This window comes from Streptomyces sp. NPDC014861, from assembly GCF_043081625.1.
Taxonomy (GTDB): Bacteria; Actinomycetota; Actinomycetes; order Streptomycetales; family Streptomycetaceae; genus Streptomyces.
In genome coordinates, this window is sequence record NZ_JBIBWV010000001.1 from 1 (window position 1) to 20,013 (window position 20,013).

6 protein-coding genes are annotated in these 20,013 nt (G+C 74.5%); 2 read left to right on the forward strand and 4 right to left on the reverse strand.

All coding sequences use genetic code 11. From position 1 onward, the window contains the following. Positions 1 to 136: 136 nt before the first annotated feature. The 4 genes from ACF1BN_RS00005 to ACF1BN_RS00020 form a co-directional block, all read right to left on the reverse strand. Positions 137 to 346, reverse strand: coding sequence for an MbtH family protein (locus ACF1BN_RS00005; RefSeq protein ID WP_392329275.1), 210 nt, complete (start codon positions 344 to 346; stop codon positions 137 to 139). Further along, positions 343 to 14,769 (reverse strand): amino acid adenylation domain-containing protein, encoded by a 14,427-nt coding sequence (locus ACF1BN_RS00010; RefSeq protein WP_392329276.1) that lies wholly within the window; start codon positions 14,767 to 14,769, stop codon positions 343 to 345. Before ACF1BN_RS00010 ends, ACF1BN_RS00005 begins: the two co-directional genes overlap by 4 nt. A 135-nt stretch (positions 14,770 to 14,904) precedes the next feature. Then, positions 14,905 to 15,900 carry an iron-siderophore ABC transporter substrate-binding protein gene (locus tag ACF1BN_RS00015; RefSeq protein WP_392329277.1) on the reverse strand — a complete coding sequence of 332 codons (996 nt, stop codon included), beginning with the start codon at positions 15,898 to 15,900 and terminating at the stop codon, positions 14,905 to 14,907. Positions 15,901 to 16,101: 201 nt separating this feature from the next. After that, positions 16,102 to 17,454 (reverse strand): lysine N(6)-hydroxylase/L-ornithine N(5)-oxygenase family protein, encoded by a 1,353-nt coding sequence (locus ACF1BN_RS00020; RefSeq protein WP_392329278.1) that lies wholly within the window; start codon positions 17,452 to 17,454, stop codon positions 16,102 to 16,104. Between the two features lie 254 nt (positions 17,455 to 17,708). Here ACF1BN_RS00020 and ACF1BN_RS00025 point away from each other — a divergent pair, with 254 nt between their 5' ends. Then, positions 17,709 to 18,656 (forward strand): methionyl-tRNA formyltransferase, encoded by a 948-nt coding sequence (locus ACF1BN_RS00025; RefSeq protein WP_392329279.1) that lies wholly within the window; start codon positions 17,709 to 17,711, stop codon positions 18,654 to 18,656. A 123-nt stretch (positions 18,657 to 18,779) separates the two neighbouring features. Then, positions 18,780 to 19,847: a winged helix DNA-binding protein gene (locus tag ACF1BN_RS00030; protein ID WP_392329280.1), complete on the forward strand. Its 1,068-nt coding sequence runs from the start codon at positions 18,780 to 18,782 to the stop codon at positions 19,845 to 19,847. Positions 19,848 to 20,013: the final 166 nt, after the last annotated feature.

Consider the following 20,013-nt stretch of genomic DNA (forward strand, 5'->3'; position numbering starts at 1 on the left):
GGGGGGGGGGGGCGGCGCGGGGGGGGGGGGGGTGGGCCCCCCGCCCGGCGGGCGCGCCCCCCCCCCCCCCCCCCGGGCCGCGCCCCGGGGTGGCCCCCCCCCGGGGCCCGCGGCCGTCGGTGCGCGCGCCGGGCGGTCAGTCCTGGCCGGCGGCCAGGCTCGCGGGGCGCAGGTCGGTCCAGTGCTCCTCCACGTACCCGAGGCAGGCCTCGCGGGAGTCCGGTCCCGCGACCGTGCGCCAGCCGGCCGGGACCTCGGCGAAGGACGGCCAGACCGAGTGCTGGTTCTCGTCGTTCACCAGGACCAGGAAGGTGCCCTGCGGATCCTCGAACGGGTTGGTGGTCATGCGTGGTCACTCCTCGGGGACGGTGCGGTGAACAGCGCGGACAGCGGCTGTTCCGGACGGGCTGCCGCGGTGCGCAGCAGCCGCAGGAGTTCGTCGGCGAGTCGCCGGGCCTCGGCGGGGCCGAGCAGGTCGGTGGCGTGGATCAGGGCGCAGTGCACGGGGCCTTCGCCGCGCGGTTCGTGGAAGCCGAGGGTGAGCTCGGCGCGGGACCAGCCGGTCGGCACCACGTCCAGCGTCCCCACGCCGCCCTCCAGCGGGGCCAGGTCGGCCTGTTCGTGGTGGACGACCATGACCTGCGGTCCCTCGACGGGCAGTCCCGTGGCGCGGGCGACCTCGTCGTAGGGGACGTCCTGCCGGTCGAGAGCGCCGAGGGTGGTCTCGCGGACCCGGGTCAGCAGCTCGGTGAAGGTCGGGTCGCCCGCGGTGTCGGTGCGCAGCACGACCGTGTTCAGGAAGCTGCCGACGAGGTCGGCGAGCTGGTCGTCGGACCGGCCGGCGACCATCGTGCCGATGGGCAGGTCGGTGCCCGCGCCGTGCGCGGTGAGCAGGGCGGCGAGGGCCGAGTGGAGCACCATGAACATGCTGGTGCCGGTGGCCCGGGCCAGGTCGTCCACGGCCGCGTGCAGTTCCGCGTCGAGCACGAACCCGACGTGCTCCGCGGGCCGGAGCGCCGGGTCCGCGGCGGCCGTGCCGGCGCCTCCGGCCGGGAGGGTCAGCCGGGCGGGGACGTCCCTGAGCGTCTCCCGCCAGTGGGCGAGCTGGCGCCCGCCGCGGCTGTCGGGGTCCGCGGGGTCGCCCAGGATCTCGTGGGCCCAGCGGGTGTAGTCCGCGTACGAGACGGGCAGCGGCGCCCAGGCCGGGGCGAGGCCCCGGGCGCGTGCCGCGCAGGCCGTGGTGAGGTCGCGCAGGAGCGGGACGACGGACCATTCGTCGACGGCGAGGTAGTGCAGGGCGAGCAGCAGCGCCTGGCCGCCGTCGGGTCCGGTCAGCAGGCGGGCGCGCAGCGGCGCCTCCCGCGTCAGGTCGGGCGCCTCGGCGGCCAGCTCGCGCAGGCGGGCCTCCGGGTCGGCGCAGTCCTCGGTGGTGAGGACCGGGGCCGGGACGGGGCGCTGGCGGACGGTGCCGTCGCGCTCCTCGAAGGCGGTGCGCAGCGGCGCGTGGCGGCCGGTGACGTCGTCGAGGGCGGCGGCGAGCGCCGCTTCGTCGAAGCCGTCCGGGGCGCGCAGGACGAGGGCGTGGTCGAAGCCGGGCCGGCTCCGGTACGCCTGCCACCGGGAGCGCTGGCCGGGGGCGAGCGGCAGCGGCTCGTCGCCGTGCGCGGCGGGGCGCAGCGGCGGGCGGGCGGCCGCCGCGCCGTCGAGCTTGGCCGCGAGGCGGGCGACGGTCAGCGCGTCGAAGACGTCCCGGATGCCGAGCTCGACGCCGAACTCGGTGCGGATGCGGCCGAGGAGCCGCATCGCGGCCATGGAGTGGCCGCCGAGTGCGAAGAAGTCGTCGTGCACGCCGACGGAGTCGAGCCGGAGGATCTCGCGGAACAGTCCGGCGAGGCGGGCCTGGGACTCGGTGGCCGGGCGGACGTCGCCGGTCATGGCCGACCAGTCGGGCGCGGGCAGGGCCTTGCGGTCCAGCTTGCCGTTGGGGGTGAGCGGCAGCGGGCCGTCGAGCGGCACGACGAGCGCGGGGACCATGTACTCGGGCAGCAGCGCGGCGACGTGGGCGCGCAGCTCCTGCGGGTCCAGGGACTCCGCGTCCGGGACGGCGTAGCCGATGAGGCGGACGATGTCGCCGTCGCGGTCCGGCAGGACGGCGGCCTGGGCGACCGCGGGGTGTCCGGCGAGGGCGGCCTCGATCTCGCCGAGCTCGATGCGGAAGCCCCGGATCTTGACCTGGGTGTCGACCCGGCCGAGGAAGTCGAGGTTGCCGTCGCGGCGCCAGCGGGCCCGGTCGCCGGTGCGGTACATGCGGCTGCCGGGTGCTCCGTACGGGTCGGCGACGAACCGCTCGGAGGTCAGCCCCGGCCTGCCGAGGTAGCCGCGGGCGAGGCCGCGTCCGGCGACGTACAGCTCGCCCACCACGCCGGGGGGCACGGGGCGCAGGTTCCCGTCGAGGACGTAGGCGCGGGTGTTGGGGTCGGGGCGGCCGATCGGGACCCGTCCAGCGGGGGTGCCGCCGTGCTCGCGGGCGGGCCACAGCGTGGAGTTGACGGTCGCCTCGGTGAGGCCGTAGGCGCAGATCAGGTCGGCGGTGGCGCCGAACCGCTCGAAGAGGTCCGGCGGGACGGTCTCGGTGCCGACGAGGACGGTGGAGCCCTCGGGGAGGGCGCAGCCGGGCGGCAGGGCCGAGACGAGCGACGGCGGCAGGATCATGTGGGTGATCCGGTGGTCCGCGAGGAAGTCGGTGAGCGCGGGGCCGGCGACCCGTGCCTCGTCGGTGATCAGGACGAGCCGGCCGCCGTGGCAGAGCGCCATCGCCAGTTCGAACGCGAAGACGTCGAAGCCGATGGAGGCGAACTGGAGCACGCGGCTGTCGGGGCGCAGCCCCATGCGGTCGACGGCGGTGGCGACCAGGCTGGAGATGCCCTCGTGGGGCACGACCACGCCCTTGGGGCGGCCGGTGGAGCCGGAGGTGTAGATCACGTACGCGGCCTGGTCGAGGGCGACCCGGCCGTGCTCCAGGGGCCGGTCGGGGAGCGCGTCGAGCTCGGCGGCGGTGCCGGGTGCGTCGAGGAGGACGAGCGGGACGCCCGGTGCCTCGGGGATCTTCCCCGCCACGGGCTCGGTGGCGACCACGAGGGCGGCCCGCGAGTCCTCGATCATGTAGGCGAGGCGGTCGGCGGGGTGGGCGAGGTCGAGGGGCAGGAAGGCGGCGCCCAGCTTGAGCGCGGCCAGCACGGTGGCGACCATGTCCACGGACCGGGGCACGGCCACGCCGACGACGCTCTCGGCGCCGACGCCCCGGGCGGCGAGCAGCCGGGCGAGGCGGTCTGAGCGGGCGTCGAGCTGGGCGTAGGTGACGGAGCGGGCGCGGTCGACGACGGCGACGGCGTCGGGGCGTTCGGCGAGGCGGCGGGCGAACAGGCCGGGGAACGACTCCTCGTCGACCTCGCGCGGTGCGCCGTTGAAGCCCTCCAGGACGAGCCGCCGTTCGTCGCCGGTGAGGATCCGCGCCGCCGACAGGGGCTGTTCGGGCGCGGCGACGACGGCGGCGACGAGCCGGCGGAGCCGGGCTCCGAGCTCCTCGGCGGTCTCCCGGTCGAAGAGCTCGGTGGCGTACTCCAGGCGGCAGGTCAGGGAGCCGGCGGAACCGTCGGCCGGAGTGTGCTCGGTGAAGCTGAACACCAGGTCGAACTTGGCCGAGCCGGTCCGGAAGGGCACGTACTCCACGGCGAGGCCGGGCAGGGCGAGCTCTTCGCCGGTGCGGGCGTGGTAGCCGACCATGACCTGGAAGAGCGGGTTGCGGGCGAGGGAGCGGGTGGGGTTGAGGGCCTCGACGACGGACTCGAAGGGCACGTCCGCGTGGGAGAAGGCGGCGAGGTCGGTGGCGCGGACCCGGGCCAGCAGTTCGGTGAAGCCGGGGTCGCCGCTGAGGTCGGTGCGCAGCACCAGGGTGTTGACGAAGAAGCCGACGAGGTCGTCGAGGGCCGCGTCGGTCCGCCCGGCGATGGGCGAGCCGAGCGGGATGTCGGTGCCGGCGCCCATGCGGTGCAGCAGGGCGGCGACGGCGGCGTGCACCACCATGAACATGCTGGCGCCGGTCTCCCGGGCGAGGCGCCGCAGGCCGTCGTGGGTCCCGGCGTCGAAGGCGAGGTCCAGCTGGGCGCCGGTGAACGCCGGGCGGGCGGGCCGGGGCCGGTCGGTGGGCAGCTCCAGCTCCTCGGGGGCGCCGGCCAGCGCCGTCCGCCAGTGGTCGAGCTGGCGGGCGGCGAGGCTGTCGGCGGCCTCCGGGTCGCCGAGGAGCCGCTGCTGCCAGAGCGCGTAGTCGGCGTACTGCACGGGCAGCGGCTCCCACACGGGGGCGACGCCCCGGGCGCGTGCCGCGTAGGCGGTGGCGAGGTCGCGCAGGAAGGGGCGGTCCGACCACTCGTCGGTGGTGATGTGGTGCAGCAGCACGACGAGGACGTGGTCCTCGGGCGCGAGTTCCACGACGGTGGCCCGCAGCGGGAGTTCGGCGGCGAGGTCGAAGGGGCGGCCGACGGCGGCGGCGAGCAGGCCGGGCAGCTCGTCCTCCGTGGCGCGGACCGTGTCGACCGCGGGGCGGGCCTCGTCGGCGGGGAGCACCCGCTGCACGGCGCGGCCGTCGGGGGTGGTGCGGAAGAGGGTGCGCAGCGGTTCGTGGCGGGCCGTGACGTCGGTGAGGGCGGCCTGCCAGGCGTCGAGGTCGAGGGTGCCGCGGGCCCGCATGACCAGCGGGAAGTTGTAGGCGGCGGAGGTGCACTCGATCTGCTGGATCATCCAGAGGCGCTGCTGGGCGTGGGACAGCGGGAGTTCGTCGGGGCGCTCGCCGGCCGTGAGGGCGGGGCGGACCGCCGCGTCGGAGCGGTCGGCGCGGTCGACGAGTTCGGCGACGGTGGGCGCCTCGAACAGGTCGCGGATGGCGAGTTCCGCGTCGAGCGCGGTCCGGGCGCGGCTGACGAGCCGGGTGGCGAGGAGGGAGTGGCCGCCGAGTTCGAAGAAGTCGCTGTCGATGCCGACGCTGCCCTCGGGCAGGCCCAGGATCTCGGCGAAGAGGCCGCAGAGCGTCTCCTCGCGCGGGGTGCGCGGCGGGCGGCTGACGGCGCTGCCGGCGAAGTCGGGGGCGGGCAGGGCCCGGACGTCGAGCTTGCCGTTGACGGTGAGGGGCAGGGTGGTGACGGTGACGAGGGCGGACGGGACCATGTAGTCCGGCAGGGCGGCCTTGAGGTGGTCGCGGAGCCGCTGGAGCAGGTCCCCGCCGGTGCCGGTCGCGGAGCCGCTTCCGGACTCGGTCCGGGAGACGGTGCCGGGGCCGGTGTCGGACGCGGTCGCGGAGTCGGTTCCGGCGCCGGTGCCGGACGCGGTTCCGGGGTCGCTTTCGGGGCCGGTGCCGGACTCGGGGACCACGTAGCCCGCGAGGCGCTTGACGCCGGTGGACTCGTCGACGACGACGGCGGCGTGCGCGACCTCCGGGTGGGCGGAGAGCGCGCCCGCGATCTCGCCGAGTTCGACGCGGTAGCCGCGGATCTTGACCTGGTCGTCGGTGCGGCCGAGGAAGTCGAGCAGCCCGTCGGGGCGCTGCCGCACGAGGTCGCCGGTGCGGTACATGCGCTCGCCGGGCTCGCCGAAGGGGTCGGCGACGAACCGCTCGGCGGTCAGGCCGGGCCGGTCGTGGTAGCCGCGGGCGAGGCCGGTTCCCGCGATGTACAGCTCGCCGGGGGTGCCCGGCGGGACGGGCCGGAGCATGGCGTCCAGCACGTGGCCGCGGGTGTTGCGGATCGGCACGCCGACCGTGGAGGTGGCGCTGTCCGCGGTCGAGCCGCCGAGCGTGTTGATGGTGTACTCGGTCGGCCCGTACAGGTTGTAGCCGTAGGTGCCCTCGGTGCGGCGCAGCCGGTCCCAGACGGTGTCGGGGACGGCCTCGCCGCCGAGCAGGACCAGGGCGGGCCGGTGGGTGCCCTTCGCCTCGTCCTGGTCGAGCAGGCCCTCCTCGATGAGGAGCTGGGCGTAGGTGGGGGTCACGTTGACGACGTCGACGCGGTGGGCGTCGCAGTACGCGACCAGGGCCTCGGCGTCCCGGCGGAGGTCTTCGTCGCAGACGTGCACCTCGTGGCCCTCGACGAGCCAGAGCAGCTCCTCCCAGGACATGTCGAAGGCGAAGGAGACGGTGTGCGCGATGCGCAGGCGCCGGCCGCCGGCCGAGGCGATCGCCGGGTCGAAGATCTCCTTCTGGTGGTTGAGCTGCATGTTCGTCAGGCCCCGGTAGGGGGTGACGACGCCCTTGGGACGGCCGGTGGAGCCCGAGGTGTAGATGACGTACGCGGGGTGTTCCAGGCGGCCTTCGAGGTCGTGCGCGAAGGCGGGCCGTTCGGCGTCGGTGACCTCGTCGCCGGGCAGGGCGGCCAGCTCGGCGACCACGGCCTCGTCGTCCAGGAGGAGTTCGGGAGCGGCGGGGCCTTCGGGTCCGCGCAGGGTGGGGGCGACGGACGCGGTGGAGACGAGGCAGAGGGGCCGGGTGTCCTCGACCATCATGCGCAGCCGGTCGGCCGGGTGGTCCAGGTCGAGCGGCAGGTAGGCGGCGCCGGTGCGCAGGACCGCGAAGAGGGCCGCGACCATGTCGAGGGAGCGGGGCAGCGCGAGCGCCACGGCCTTCTCCGGCCCCGCGCCGCGGGCGAGCAGCAGCCGGGCGATCCGGTTGACGCGCGCGTCCAGCTCGGCGTACGTGAGGGCCTGTGCGCCGAAGACCAGGGCGACCTCGTCCGGGGTACGGGCGACCTGGGCGGTCAGCATGTCGGCGATGGTCTCGTTCGGCACGGGGCCGCGGCTGCCGGAGTGTCCGGCGGTCAGGGCGGCGCGCTCCGAGGGGAGCAGCAGGTCCACGCCGACGGTCCGGGCCGTGGCGGCGTCGGGGGCGTCGAGGAGGGTGGCGAGGCGCTCCAGGACGGTCGTGAACCGGCTCAGGACGCCTGCGGACGCCTCCGCGTCGAAGAGGTCGGGTCGTGCGGCGAGGGTGACCCGCAGCCGGGTCTCGGGGGTGACGATCAGGGTGAGGGGGAAGTGGGTGCCGTCCACGTTCGACACCCCGGTGATGCCGTGGCGGCGCCGCAGCTCGGCGGCCCGGTCCTCGCCGTCGGCGGAGCGGAGCACGAAGAGGGTGTCGAAGAGGCGGCGGTGGCCGGTCTCCTGCTGGAGCGTGCCGAGGCCGACGTACTCGTACGGCATGACGGCGGCGCGCTCGGTCTGGGCGCGGCGCAGCAGGTCGAGCAGGGGCTCGTCCGGGGCGAAGGCGATCCGGGCGGGGACGGTGTTGAGGAACATGCCGATGATCCCGGCCGCGTTCGGCACGTCCGCGGGGCGTCCGGCGACCGCGGTGCCGAAGGCGACGTCGCCGCGTCCGGTCAGCGCGGAGAGGACGAGGGCCCAGGCGGTGTTGAGCACCGTGTTGAGGGTGAGGCCGTGGCGGCGGGCGAGGGCGCGGAGCCGGTCGCTGGAGTCCCGGGACAGGACGGCGTGGTGGTCGGCCGGGATGACCGGTCCGGCGTCGCGGCCGGTGGGGGCGACGAGCGTCGGCTCGTCGAAGCCGGCGAGGTTGTCGCGCCAGGCGGCCAGGGCGCGGGTGGTGTCCTGCCGGTCGAGCCAGGCCAGGTAGTCGCGGTACGAGCCCGGGGCGGGCAGTCCGGCGGTGTCGCCGGCGCGCTCGTACAGGGTGAACAGCTCCTCCAGGAACAGCCAGGCGGACCAGCCGTCCCAGAGGATGAGGTGGTGGGTGACGACGAGCCGGTCGCGGCCGTCGCCCAGGCGGATCAGCTGGAGGCGGCAGAGCGGCGGCGCGGACAGGTCGAAGCGCTGCCGGCGGTCGGCGGCGAGGAGCTCGGCCACCCGGTCGGCGCGCCGCTCGGGGGTGAGTCCGGTCAGGTCGGTGACGGTGAGCGGGATCTCGGCGCCGTCGGCGATGAACTGCGCGGGGCGGGGCAGGCCGTCGCTGGTGAAGCCGGCGCGCAGGCTGGTGTTGCGGGCGAGCAGGGCGCGGCAGGCGGCGCGCAGCCGGTCGGCGTCCAGCTCGTGGTCGAGGTCGAGGGTCTCCTGGGAGAGGTAGACGTCGAGGGCGTCGCCGGAGTCGTAGGTGGCGTGGAAGTACATGCCCTCCTGGAGCGGGGAGAGCGGCCACACGTCGGCGACGGGGAGTCCGGCGGCGGCCTCGACGCGGGCGGTCTCCTCCGGAGTGAGGACGAGGCCGCCCAGCGGGGCGGGGGCCGGGGGCTCGGCCGGGGAGGCCGCGGTCAGCTGTTCGAGGAGCGCCTTGAGGGCCGGGTCGACCGCCGCGCCGGACAGGGTCTGGGCCGCGAGCATCGCCTGGAGGGCGGCGGCCGCCTGGCCGGCGTCGGCGGCGGAGACGGTCACGTCGGCGGCCGGTACGGCGGCCGACGCCTCGGCGGCCGGTACGGGGGCGGGCTCGTCCGGCACGTGCGCGGCCGTCGCGGCGAGCGCGGCGGGCGTGCGGTGCTCGAAGACATCGCGCGGGCTGATGGTGAGTCCCCTTTCACGGGCCCGGGTGGCGACGGCGATGGAGGTGAGGCTGTCGCCGCCGAGCATGAAGAAGTCGTCGTCGGCGCCGATGGACCCGATGCCGAGGACCTCGGTGAAGATCCGGCAGAGCGCGCTCTCCCGCTCGTCGCGGGGCGCGCGGCCGCCGGCCCTGGGGGCGAGCTCGGGCGACGGCAGAGCGTTCTGGTCGAGCTTTCCGCTGGGGGTGAGCGGCAGTTCGTCCAGGACCGTCACGGCGCCGGGCACCAGGGCGGCGGGCAGTGCCTCGGCGAGGCCGGCGAGCAGGGCCGGTCCGTCCGGGGCGGCGCCGGGGGCGGGGACGGCGTAGCCGAGGAGGGTGTCGTCGCGGACGATGACGGCGGCGCGGGCGACGCCCGGCAGGCCGGCCAGCGCGGCCTCGATCTCGCCGGGTTCGACGCGGTTGCCGCGGATCTTGACCTGGCGGTCGGTGCGGCCGAGGTACTCGACGGCCCCGTCGGCGCGGCGGCGCACCAGGTCGCCGGTGCGGTACATGCGGGTGCCGGGCGCGCCGGACGGGTCGGCGACGAACCGCTCGGCGGTGAGCGCGGCCCGGCCGTGGTAGCCGCGGGCCAGCTGGACGCCGGCGAGGTACAGCTCGCCGGGGACGCCGTCGGGCACCGGGCGCAGGAAGGGGTCGAGGACGTGCAGGCGGGTGTTCCAGACGGGCCGTCCGATGGGGACGGCGAGCTCGGTGCCGCCCTCGTACGGGAAGGAGGTGACGTCCACGGCGGCCTCGGTGGGGCCGTAGAGGTTGTGCAGCGGCACGGGTCCCCGGGCGGAGTCCGAGGTGAGCGCCCGCCAGCGGCCGGCCTGGGCGCCGGTGAGCGCCTCGCCGCTGCAGAAGACCCGCCGCAGGCTCCCCGCCCAGTCGGGCCGGTCCGCGCCGCTCTCCATGACCTGGGTGAAGGCGGCCAGCATGGAGGGGACGAAGTGCAGCGTCGTGATCCGTCGCGCGTGGATCAGCTCGGCGAGGTAGGCGGGGTCGCGGTGGCCGTCGGGGCGGGCGAGGACGACGGTGGCGCCGGCGGTCAGGGCCCAGAAGAACTCCCAGACCGACACGTCGAAGCTGGACGGGGTCTTCTGGAGCACCCGGTCGTCGGCGGTGAGTCCGTAGGCGTCCTGCATCCAGGCGAGCCGGTTGACGATGGCGCGGTGGGTGACGGCGACACCCTTGGGGCGGCCGGTGGAGCCGGAGGTGTAGATGAGGTACGCGGGGTGGTCGGGGCCTGCGACCGCGCCGGACCCGTCGGACGCCGCACCGCCGGGCGCCGCACCGCCGGGCGCCGCACCGCCGGGGCGGGCCTCCTCGGGGCGGACCTCGTCGGCGGGGTCGGACGGGTCGAGGACGAGGAGGTCGAGTCCGTCCGCGCGGGGCAGCCGGCCGGCCGCTCCGGCGGTGGTCACCACGGTGCGCGCGCCGGAGTCGGCGAGCATGAGGGCGACGCGGTCGGCCGGGTAGTCCAGGTCGACGGGCAGATAGGCGGCGCCCGCCTTGAGGACGCCGAGGAGGGCGACCATCAGCTCGGCCGAGCGCGGCACGGCGACGGCCACGTACGTCTCCGGTCCGGCGCCGCGGGCGCGCAGCCGCCCGGCCAGCGCCTCGGCGCTCCGGTCGAGTTCGGCGTACGTGAGGGTGGTGTCGTCGAAGACGACGGCCGGGTGGTCGGGGGTGCGGGCGGTCCGCTCGGCGATCAGGGAGACGAGGGTGGCGTCGGGGACGGGGTGCGCGGTGGCGTTCGACGCGGCGAGGTGGCCGCGCTCGCGGTCGGAGAGGACGTCCGTCCGGGCGACCGGGCGTCCGGGCTCCGCCACCAGGGTGCGCAGCAGCGCGGTGAAGCGGGTGGCGAGGACGGCCACGGCGAGCCCGTCGAGCCGGGCGGCGTCGTGCTTGAACCGCAGGAGCAGCCCGTCGCCCGGTTCCACGACGAGGGCGAGCGGGTAGTGCACGGCGTCGAGGACCTCGGTGCCGGTGACGCGCAGCGCTCCCGGTTCCCGCCCGGGCGCGGGATCGCCGGCCGGGAAGTTCTCGACGACCACGAGCGTGTCGAAGAGTTCTCCGCCGCCGGCGAGCCGCTGGATGTCGGCGAGGCCGAGGTGGTGGTGGTCGAGGAGGGCGGCGTGCTCGTCCTGCACCCGGCCCAGGAGGGTGCCCAGGGGCTCGTCGGGGCGCAGGGTCACGCGGACCGGGACGGTGTTGATGAACAGGCCGACGGCCGCGTCGACGCCGGGGACCTCGGTCGTCCGGCCGGAGACGGTGGTGCCGAAGACGACGTCCCGGCGGCCGGTGAGGGCGCCGAGGAGCAGCGCCCAGGCGCCGTTCAGGACGGTGCCGAGGGTGACGCCTCGGGCGCGGGCGAAGGCGTTCAGTTCGGCGGTGAAGCCCTCGGGCAGCCGGGTGTCGACGTGTTCGGGCCTGGCGGGGAGCCGGTCGGGGTCCGTGGCGCCGGCGGGCGCGGCGAGGCGGGTGGGCCCGTCCAGGCCGGCCAGGGCGCCGCGCCAGGCGTCGCGGGCGGCGTCCCGGTCGCGGGCGGCGAGCCAGGCGAGGTAGGGGCGGGGGTCGGCGGGCTCGGGGAGCGCGCCGCCCTCGTAGGCGGTGGCCAGTTCGCGCAGGAGGAGGGCGACGGACCAGCCGTCGGCGACGATGTGGTGCAGCGTGAGCAGGAGGCGGTGGTGCCCGCCGTCGCGGATCAGGGTCGCCCGCATCAGCGGCGGCCGGGCCAGGTCGAAGGGGTCGGCCCGGTCGGCGGCGAGCAGGTCGGCGAGGGGGGTGGCGGTGGTGTCGGCCTGTCGCCACGGCAGCGTGACGTGGTCGGCGAGCCGCTGGACGACCTGGCCGCCGGGCAGCTGGCGGTAGGAGGCGCGGAGCAGCGGGTGCCGGTCGAGCATCAGCTGGAGGGCCCGGCGCAGCCGGTCGGGGTCGACGGGGCCCGCGAGGTCGAGGAGTTCCTGCACGACGTAGAGGTCGGCGGCCGACTCGTCGAAGGCGGCGTGGAAGTAGAAGCCCTCCTGGAGCGGGGAGACGGGCAGGGCCGTCTCGTCCAGCTCGACGGCGGCGGGGGCCGGCGCGGCCTCGTCGGCGACGCGTGCGAGGGCGGCGACCGTGCGGTGCCGGAAGACCGCCCGGGGGGTGAGGGCGAGTCCCGCCTCGCGGGCCCGGTTCACGAGCTGGATGGCGACGATGCTGTCGCCGCCGAGCTCGAAGAAGCTGTCGTGGACGCCGACCGAGGGCAGGCCGAGGACCTCGGCGAAGAGGTCGGCGAGCACGGTCTCGACCGGCCCCACCGGCCCGTCCGTGCCGCTCACGGCGGTCCACCGGGGCTCGGGCAGGGCGCGGCGGTCGAGCTTGCCGTTGGGGGTGAGCGGCAGCGGGCCGTCGAGGACGACGACCGCGGACGGCGTCATGGAGTCGGGCAGGGTGTCGGCGATCCGGGCGCGGGCGGCGGAGACGGCGGTCTCGGTGTCCGTCCCCTCGTCGCCGACCAGATAGGCGACGAGGCGCTTGACGCCCCGGTGGTCCTCGCGGGCGAGGACGGCGGCCTGGGCGATGCCCGGGCAGGCCATGAAGGCGCTCTCGACCTCGCCGGGTTCGATCCGGTGGCCGCGGATCTTGATCTGGCCGTCGGCCCGGCCGAGGAACTCCAGGTTGCCGTCGGCGCCCCAGCGCACGCGGTCGCCGGTGCGGTACATGCGGCTGCCGGGTGCGCCGTACGGGTCGGCGACGAATCGTTCCGCCGTGAGTCCGTGCCGGCCGAGGTAGCCGCGGGCGAGGCCGCGCCCGGCGACGTACAGCTCGCCCTCGGTGCCGACGGGGACGGGCCGCAGGGCGGTGTCGAGGACGTAGGCGCGGGTGTTGGGGTCGGGGCGGCCGATCGGGGCGGCTCCGGGCCGGTCGGGCTCGGCGGGCCAGAGGGTGGAGTTGACGCTCGCCTCGGTGAGTCCGTACGCGACGACCACCTCGACCCGGCCGGACCAGCGGGCGATCAGCTCGCCGGGCACGGCCTCGGTCCCCACGATCAGGACGGCGCCGTCGGGGAGTTCGCACTCCGGGGGCAGCGCGGAGACCAGCGAGGGGGGCAGGATCATGTGGGTGGCCCGGTGCCGCGCGATGTACTCGGTGAGGGCGGGCCCGGCGACCCGGCGTTCGGCGGGGACGACGATGATCCGGCCGCCGACGCACAGGGACATGACGAGGTCCCAGACGGTCACGTCGAAGCCGACGGAGGCGAACTGGACGACGCGGCTGCCGGCGGTGATCCCGATGCGCTCGGTGGCGGTGGCGATGAGGCTGCCGACGCCGTCGTGCGGGACGACGACGCCCTTGGGGCGGCCGGTGGAGCCGGAGGTGTAGATGACGTACGCCGCCTGGTCCAGGGCGACCGGCACGCCGGGGCGGGTGGCGTCGAGGCGCGCGAGGGCGTCGACGGTGGCGGGGGCGTCGAGCAGCAGGTGGGTGACGTCCGGCAGTTCGGGGAGTTCGGCGGCGAGCTCGCGCGCGGTGACGACGGTACGGGCCCCGGCGTCGGCCAGCATGTAGGCGATGCGGTCCCGGGGGTGGTCGGCGTCCAGCGGCAGGTAGGCGGCGCCGGCCTTCATCACGGCGAGCAGGGCGACGACGAGTTCCGGGGAGCGCGGCAGGGCGACGGCGACGACGTCCTCGGCCCGGGTGCCGAGGTCCACGAGGTGGCGGGCGAGCCGGTTCGCGGCGGCGTCGAGTTCCGCGTACGTCAGCTCCCGCTCCTCGCAGACGAGGGCGACGGCGTCCGGTGAGCGGCGCACCTGCGCCTCGAACGCGGCGGGCCAGGACAGCTCGGCCGTCTCGACCGGTGCCGCGCCGAACGTGTCGAGCAGCAGCGCGCGCTCGTCCTGCGACACCAGGTCCAGCCGGCCGACCGGGCGGTCCGGGTCCTCGGTGAAGGCGTGCAGCAGGGCGAGGAAGCGGCGTTCGTGCGCGCGCAGGGTCTCCTCGTCGCAGACGGCGGCGTCGGCGTCCAGGTGGACGGAGGTCCCGCTCCCGCCCGGGATCTCGCCGAAGCTGAAGGCGAGGTCGCTGACCGCGCCGAGCCACTCCGGCCTGAGCCGGGCCGCGAGGCCGCCGAAGAGCAGGTCCTCGGAGCGGGGCAGGATGTTGACGGTGGGGCCGACGAGCTCGGCGACGCCGTCGACGAGTCCGAGGTCCTTCGCCAGGTCCTCGGCGCGGTAGCGGCCGTGCGCGACGGTCTCGGCGACGGCGTCGCGGACGTGGGCCACGAGGGCGGACGCGGTGGTGGCGGGCCGGACGGTCAGGCGCAGCGGGACGATGTTGGAGACCATGCCGGGGACGGTGGCCGTGACCTCGTCCTGGCGTGCGGCGACGGGCAGGCCGAGGACGAGGTCCTGCTCCCCGGTCGTCCGGTGGAGGTAGGCGGCGACGGCCGCGAGCAGGACGCGGGTGGCGCGGGTGCCCGCGTGTGCCGCGGTCCGGTGGAGCCGTGCGGTCTGGTCGGCGGAGAGTTCCACGGTGCGCCGCAGCCGCCGGGTGGTGAGCGAGGGAGCCCGCTCGACCAGGCGGGCGGGCTCGGTGCGGCCGGCCATGCGCTCCCGCCACCAGGCGCGCTCGACCGCGTAGCGTCCGGAGGTCCGGTGGGCGCGGTCGGCGTCCACCAGGCGGGTCAGGGACCAGTCGGGGGCGGCGGGGGCCTCCTCGCCCAGGGTGTAGAGCTCGCCCGCGCGTCGGGAGACGATCGCGACGCCCATGCCGTCCACGAGGATGTGGTGGTAGCGCTGGTGCCACCAGACGCGGTCGTCGGCGAGCCGGAGCAGGGCCTGGGCGAAGAGCGGCCCGTCGGCCTCCAGGTCGACGGGCCGGTCGCGGTCGGCGGTGATCCACGCGGCGGCGGCCTCCTCCGGGTCGGCGGCTCCGCGGAGGTCGACGACCGGCACGTCGAAGGCGACGGGGACGGGCGTCTGGCGGGGTGTGCCGTCCTCCCCCGCCGCGACGCGCACATGGAGGCAGCCGGCTTCGGCGACGGTCCGCCGCACGGCCGTGCCGAGGCGGTCCAGGTCGATGTCGCCGCGCAGGTCCAGGGCGAAGACGATGTTGTAGGCGGAGGTACCCGGCTCGATCTGCTGGGCCAGCCAGATGCCGGTCTGCCCGCCTGTCAGCGGCGTTCCGGGTACGGGCGTCGGGTCCGACTCGACGTCAAACATCGTGCGTGGTGGCCTTTCCCTGGGGTGCTGCGGCGATGGGCGGTACGGAGGACAGGCCGCGGGGGAGGCCTTCCGGCGCCGGCACGAGGTGCCGGGCGCCGGCGCCTCCCCCGCCCCGCCTCGGCGGTGGAGGTGTTACTTGATCGCGGTGAGCAGCGGTTCGATCTCGTCGATCGCGTAGGGGATGGACAGGACGGTGTTGAAGGAGAACGCGGCGCCGATGTCGGGGTCCTGGTAGGGCACGAACAGGTCGCGCTCGTCCTGGTTGACCTTGAGCTTCTTGTAGAGGGGTTCGGCCTTGATGCGGGTGTTGGCGTCGGTGCTGGAGGTGACCCAGACGAGCCGGTCGACGTCGAGGACGTTCAGCTTCTCCGCGCTGAGCTCCGCCACGTTCCAGCCGGGCTTGGCGAGGGTGTCGATCTCCGGCTTCAGCTTGAACCCGAGCTCCTGGAAGAAGATCGACTTGGGGTCGGTCCTCGTGAACGCCGAGTACTTGCCCGCCTCGAAGCTGTCCGCGACGGCCAGGGTCCTGCCCGCCCACTCCGGATGCTTCCCGCGCACCGCCTCGAACCGCGCGTCGATGCCCTCGATCAGCTTCTCGGTCTCCCCCGCCTTCCCGAGGGACTTGCCGATCTGCCGGGTCATCACCTGCCACGAAGCCCCGTAGTCCGGCACACCCTTGGGCTGCGCGACGACCTTGGTGAACTTCGACAGCGTGTCGTACTGCTCCTTCTTCATCCCCGAGTACTGGGCCACGACGACGTCCGGCTTCAGCGCCGCGATCTTCTCGACGTTGTACTCGTCACGCTCGCCGACGATCTGCGGCTTGTCCGCACCCCACTTGTCCTTCGCCCACGGCCACTTGCCGTACGGGGCCTCCTTGAACCAGTCCACCGCGCCGACCGGCTTGACCCCGAGCGCCAGCACCGCGTCCTGGTCCGACAGACCCAGCGTGACGACCCGCTTCGGCTCCTTGTCGATCGTCGTGCTGCCGTACTTGTGCTCCACCGTCACCGGGAAGACCGACGGCGCCCCGCTGCCGGACGTCACGGCCCCGGGCTTCGCCTCCTCCTTCTCCGAGCCGCCACCACAGGCCGACAGAGCCAGCCCGGCGACCACGACGACAGCCACACGCGGCAGTTGCCCGACGAACCGCGCCGGAGCGCGACGCGTACCAGTGAACACAGATGTTCCTTTCGAGGGTTCTCACGGTGCGTGCCCCGCCCACCGGGTGCGACGGAGTCGCCCGGCGGGCAGGGCGGTGTGTGGGGGGGGGCGGCCTGCCGGCGGGGCGGGTGCGGGGGGCGGGGCGTCACCCCTGAGCGGGGTGGTCTAGCGGGCCGAGCCGATGCCGTCGACGACCGCCCGGGACTCGCCCGGCGCGGGCGTGCGCCCCCGGTCGAGGACGGAGTCGAGGATCTCGCCGACCCTGATCGCGGTGTTGGAGAGCAGGGCCGACGTGATGCCGTGGGTGTGCTCGGTGCCGCCCTGGAGGTAGATGCCGCAGCGGAGTTCGGGGGCGGTCGTCAGCCGGTAGTCGCGCTCGACGCGGACGCGGCCCTCCTCGTCGCGCCGGCAGTGCTCGGCGACCGGGCCGAGCAGGCCGACGGGGTCGGCGGGGCTGTAGCCGGTGGCGTACACGACGACGTCGGCGTCGAGGTGGCTCTCCTCCCCGGTCACCAGGGAGGTGACGGCGGCACGGACCTTCTTCCCGTCGTCCTCGACGCCGGTGAGCCGGGAGACGTTGATGAAGCGGAGGCGTTCGGTGCCGAGGACCTTCTCCTGGTACGCCTGGCGGTAGAGCTCGTCGATCAGGTCGATGTCGACGACCGAGTAGTTGGTGTTGCCGTGGTAGTCCATCAGCTTCCGCTTCACGTCGCCGGGCGCCGTGAAGTACTCGTCGACGGCGGCCGGGTCGAAGATGCGGTTGGCGAAGGCGCTGTCGTCCGCGGGGCTGTAGCCGTAGCGGGAGAAGACGGCGCACACCTCGGCCTCGGGGAAGCGGCGGTGGAGGTAGGCCACGTTCTCGGCCGCGCTCTGGCCGGCGCCGACGACCACGAAGCGCTCGGGGTTCGTGCCCTCCAGGGTGTCGACCTTGGTGAGCAGCTCGGAGTTGTGCCAGACGCGGTCCGTGCGCTCGACGCCCTCGGGCATGAGCGGGCGGAGTCCCGTGCCGATCACGAGGTTCCGGGCCCGGTGGACCACGGTCTCGCCGCCGGTCCTGGCGGTCACGTCGAGGTACTCGATGACGCCGTCCCGTACGACGGGTTCGATGGCGACGACCTCGTGGCCGTAGGAGACCATGTCGTCGACCTTGGCCGCCGCCCACTCGAAGTAGTCGTGGAACTCGACGCGGAGGGGGAAGAGGTTCTTGTGGTTGACGAAGTCGATCAGCCGGCCCCTGCTCTGCAGGTAGCACAGGAAGCTGTACTCGCTGGTCGGGTTCCTCAGCGTCACCAGGTCCTTGAGGAAGGAGACCTGCATGGTGGCGTCGTCGATCAGCATGCCGCGGTGCCAGCCGAAGCCGGCCTGCCGCTCGAAGAAGTGCGCGGTGACGGCCTCCTGCCTTCCGACGCGGGCGTTGTGCTCGCTGAGCGCTATCGCCATGGCCACATTGGACGGCCCGAAGCCGATGCCTATGAGGTCGTGGACCAGAGGTGCGTCGCCAGGAAGGCCCTGAGACATGTCACTCCCATCGTGCGGAACTGCCGCCTGTGAGGCGTGGGGCGAAAGGTTCGCGACAGCGGCTCGGTGTCATCCACAAGCCAGCCGCAACTTAGGTAAAGCTAACCTGACCTGCGCAGGGCTGTCGACAGGACAAATGGGACACGCAACGATCAGGCCAGGTCAACTGGCTTAAAAGAAGCGGAACTTGCGCACCTTAGGTAAGCCTTGCTTTACTTGGTGCGACCAGTCGTTTCACCGAGGAGGAAGCCCTTATGCGGGTCGTCATGTTCGGTTACCAGACGTGGGGTCACCGCACCCTCAAGGCCCTCCTGGAGTCCGAGCACGACGTCGTGATGGTGGTGACACACCCCAAGAGCGAGCACGCCTACGAGAAGATCTGGAGCGACTCCGTCGCCGACCTCGCCGAGGAGCACGGCGTGCCCGTCGCGATCCGCAACCGGCCGGACGACGACGAACTGTTCGACCTCCTCAAGGCGGCGGACCCGGACATCATCGTGGCCAACAACTGGCGCACCTGGATCCCGCCGCACATCTACGGGCTGCCGCGCCACGGCACGCTCAACGTCCACGACTCGCTGCTGCCCAAGTACGCCGGCTTCTCGCCGCTCATCTGGGCGCTCATCAACGGCGAGTCCGAAGTGGGCGTCACGGCCCACATGATGGACGAGGTGCTCGACGCGGGCGACATCGTGGACCAGCGCGCGGTCACCGTGGAGCCGACCGACACGACCACCGACCTGTTCCACAAGACGGTCGACCTCATCGCCCCGGTGACGATCGGCGCACTCGCCCGGATCGCCGCCGGGGAGACCGAGTTCACCCGGCAGGACCGCTCGCAGGCCAGCTTCTTCCACAAGCGGGCGGAGGAGGACATCCGCATCGACTGGGGCTGGCCGGCCGACGCCCTGGAGCGCCTGGTCCGCGCGCAGTCCGCGCCGTACCCCAGCGCCTTCACCTTCCACCGGGGCAAGCGCCTGGAGATCCTCTCCGCCGTCGTGTCGGAGGGCCGCTACGGCGGCACCCCGGGCCGGATCTTCTACCGCGAGGGCGCCGGCGTCGTGATCGTCGCCGGATCCGACGCCTACACCGGACGCAACCACGGACTCGCCGTCACGCGGGTCCGGACGGAGGACGGGCGCGAACTGCCCGCCACCGAGTACTTCACCTCCATGGGCGGCTACCTCACCGGCCGCCCCTGAGGACAGGGGCCCCCGGGCCCCGCACCCCCGTCGCCCCTCAGACGGTCCTGAGGGGCGACGGGTTTTTATGACCACTTGAGTAGGTTAGACACACCTCACTCGCACGGTGAGCAAGGGGAGCTCATGGAACAACCAGCCGTCTCCGGCATCGCGCACGACGCGTCCGGAGCCGCATTCGCCGTCGTCGGCATATCCAGTCTGCCGACGACCGACTGGGCCCAGGTCTTCCGGGCCCTGGCCGGCACCGACCTGTCGCTCCAGGGCCTGGCCCTGCCCGGCACCGCACACCACGCCCCGTCCGCCGCGCACCACGCCCCCGCGGCGGACGCGGCACCCGCCTCGGAACGGCCCGTCACCGGGCCCTCGGGCCCGCCTCGCCTGAGCATGACGCCACCCAGCGTCCTGCACCTCAACGCGTACCTCCTCTACGCGCTCGGCAAGGCCGCCCGCCGCCGGCTCACCGAGCGGCTCGCCGCCCACAACCTGCGGTTATGGCATCTGACGGTGATGTCGCTCGTCGCCGATCTGGGCCCTCAGATGAAGACCGTCCTCGCCGCGCGGCTCGACATGAACTCCAGCGACCTCGTGAAGATCGTCAACGACCTCGTGCGGACCGGTCACGTCGACTGCGCCCGGGACCCGGCCAACCGGCGCCGGGTCCTCGTCCGCCTGACCCCCGAGGGCCGGGCCTGGCTGGCCCGTCTCAACGCCGAGATCGCCTCGACGGACGACGAGGTCCTCGCCCCGCTGAACGAGGAGGAGCGGACGCAGCTCGCCTCCCTGCTCCGCCGGGTCCACCGGCACCTCGAACCGAGCCCGGCGGGCGTGGTCCACGACCCGCCGAGGGACGTGGAGATCCTGGCCGGCGGCTCCGACGAGGACGGCCGCATCGACTGGACCCACTCCGCGCGGGACATCGCCCGCTTCGTCGAGTCCCGGCGCCCGCTGAGCCCGACCGCCTTCACCCACCACGCCGGCCGACGGCTCGACGTCCTCGCGGCGACGGTCTCGCGGAGCCTCTACTCCGGTGAGCCGGGCCTCATCCTCCGGACCGGGGACGAGGGCGTGGTCGTCGTCACCGGCGCGGACCACGGCGGCGCCGGACGGCCCGGTCTCGTGCTGGGCCGGGTACGGGCCGAGGGGGACGGCGAGTCCCACGCCGAGGAGTACTTCGGCCCGGGACGGGTGTGACGGAGGATCCGGCCCCTCGGGAGACCGAGGGGCCGGACGGAAGGAACCGAGAGGTGGGCGGACAGGGGCCGAGGGGCCGGACCGGCGGTGTGCCGGTCCGGCCCCTCCCCCGTGCTCAGGAGCCGGCACGGGCCTTACCGGCGGTGGCCGGACCGGCGCGGGTCTG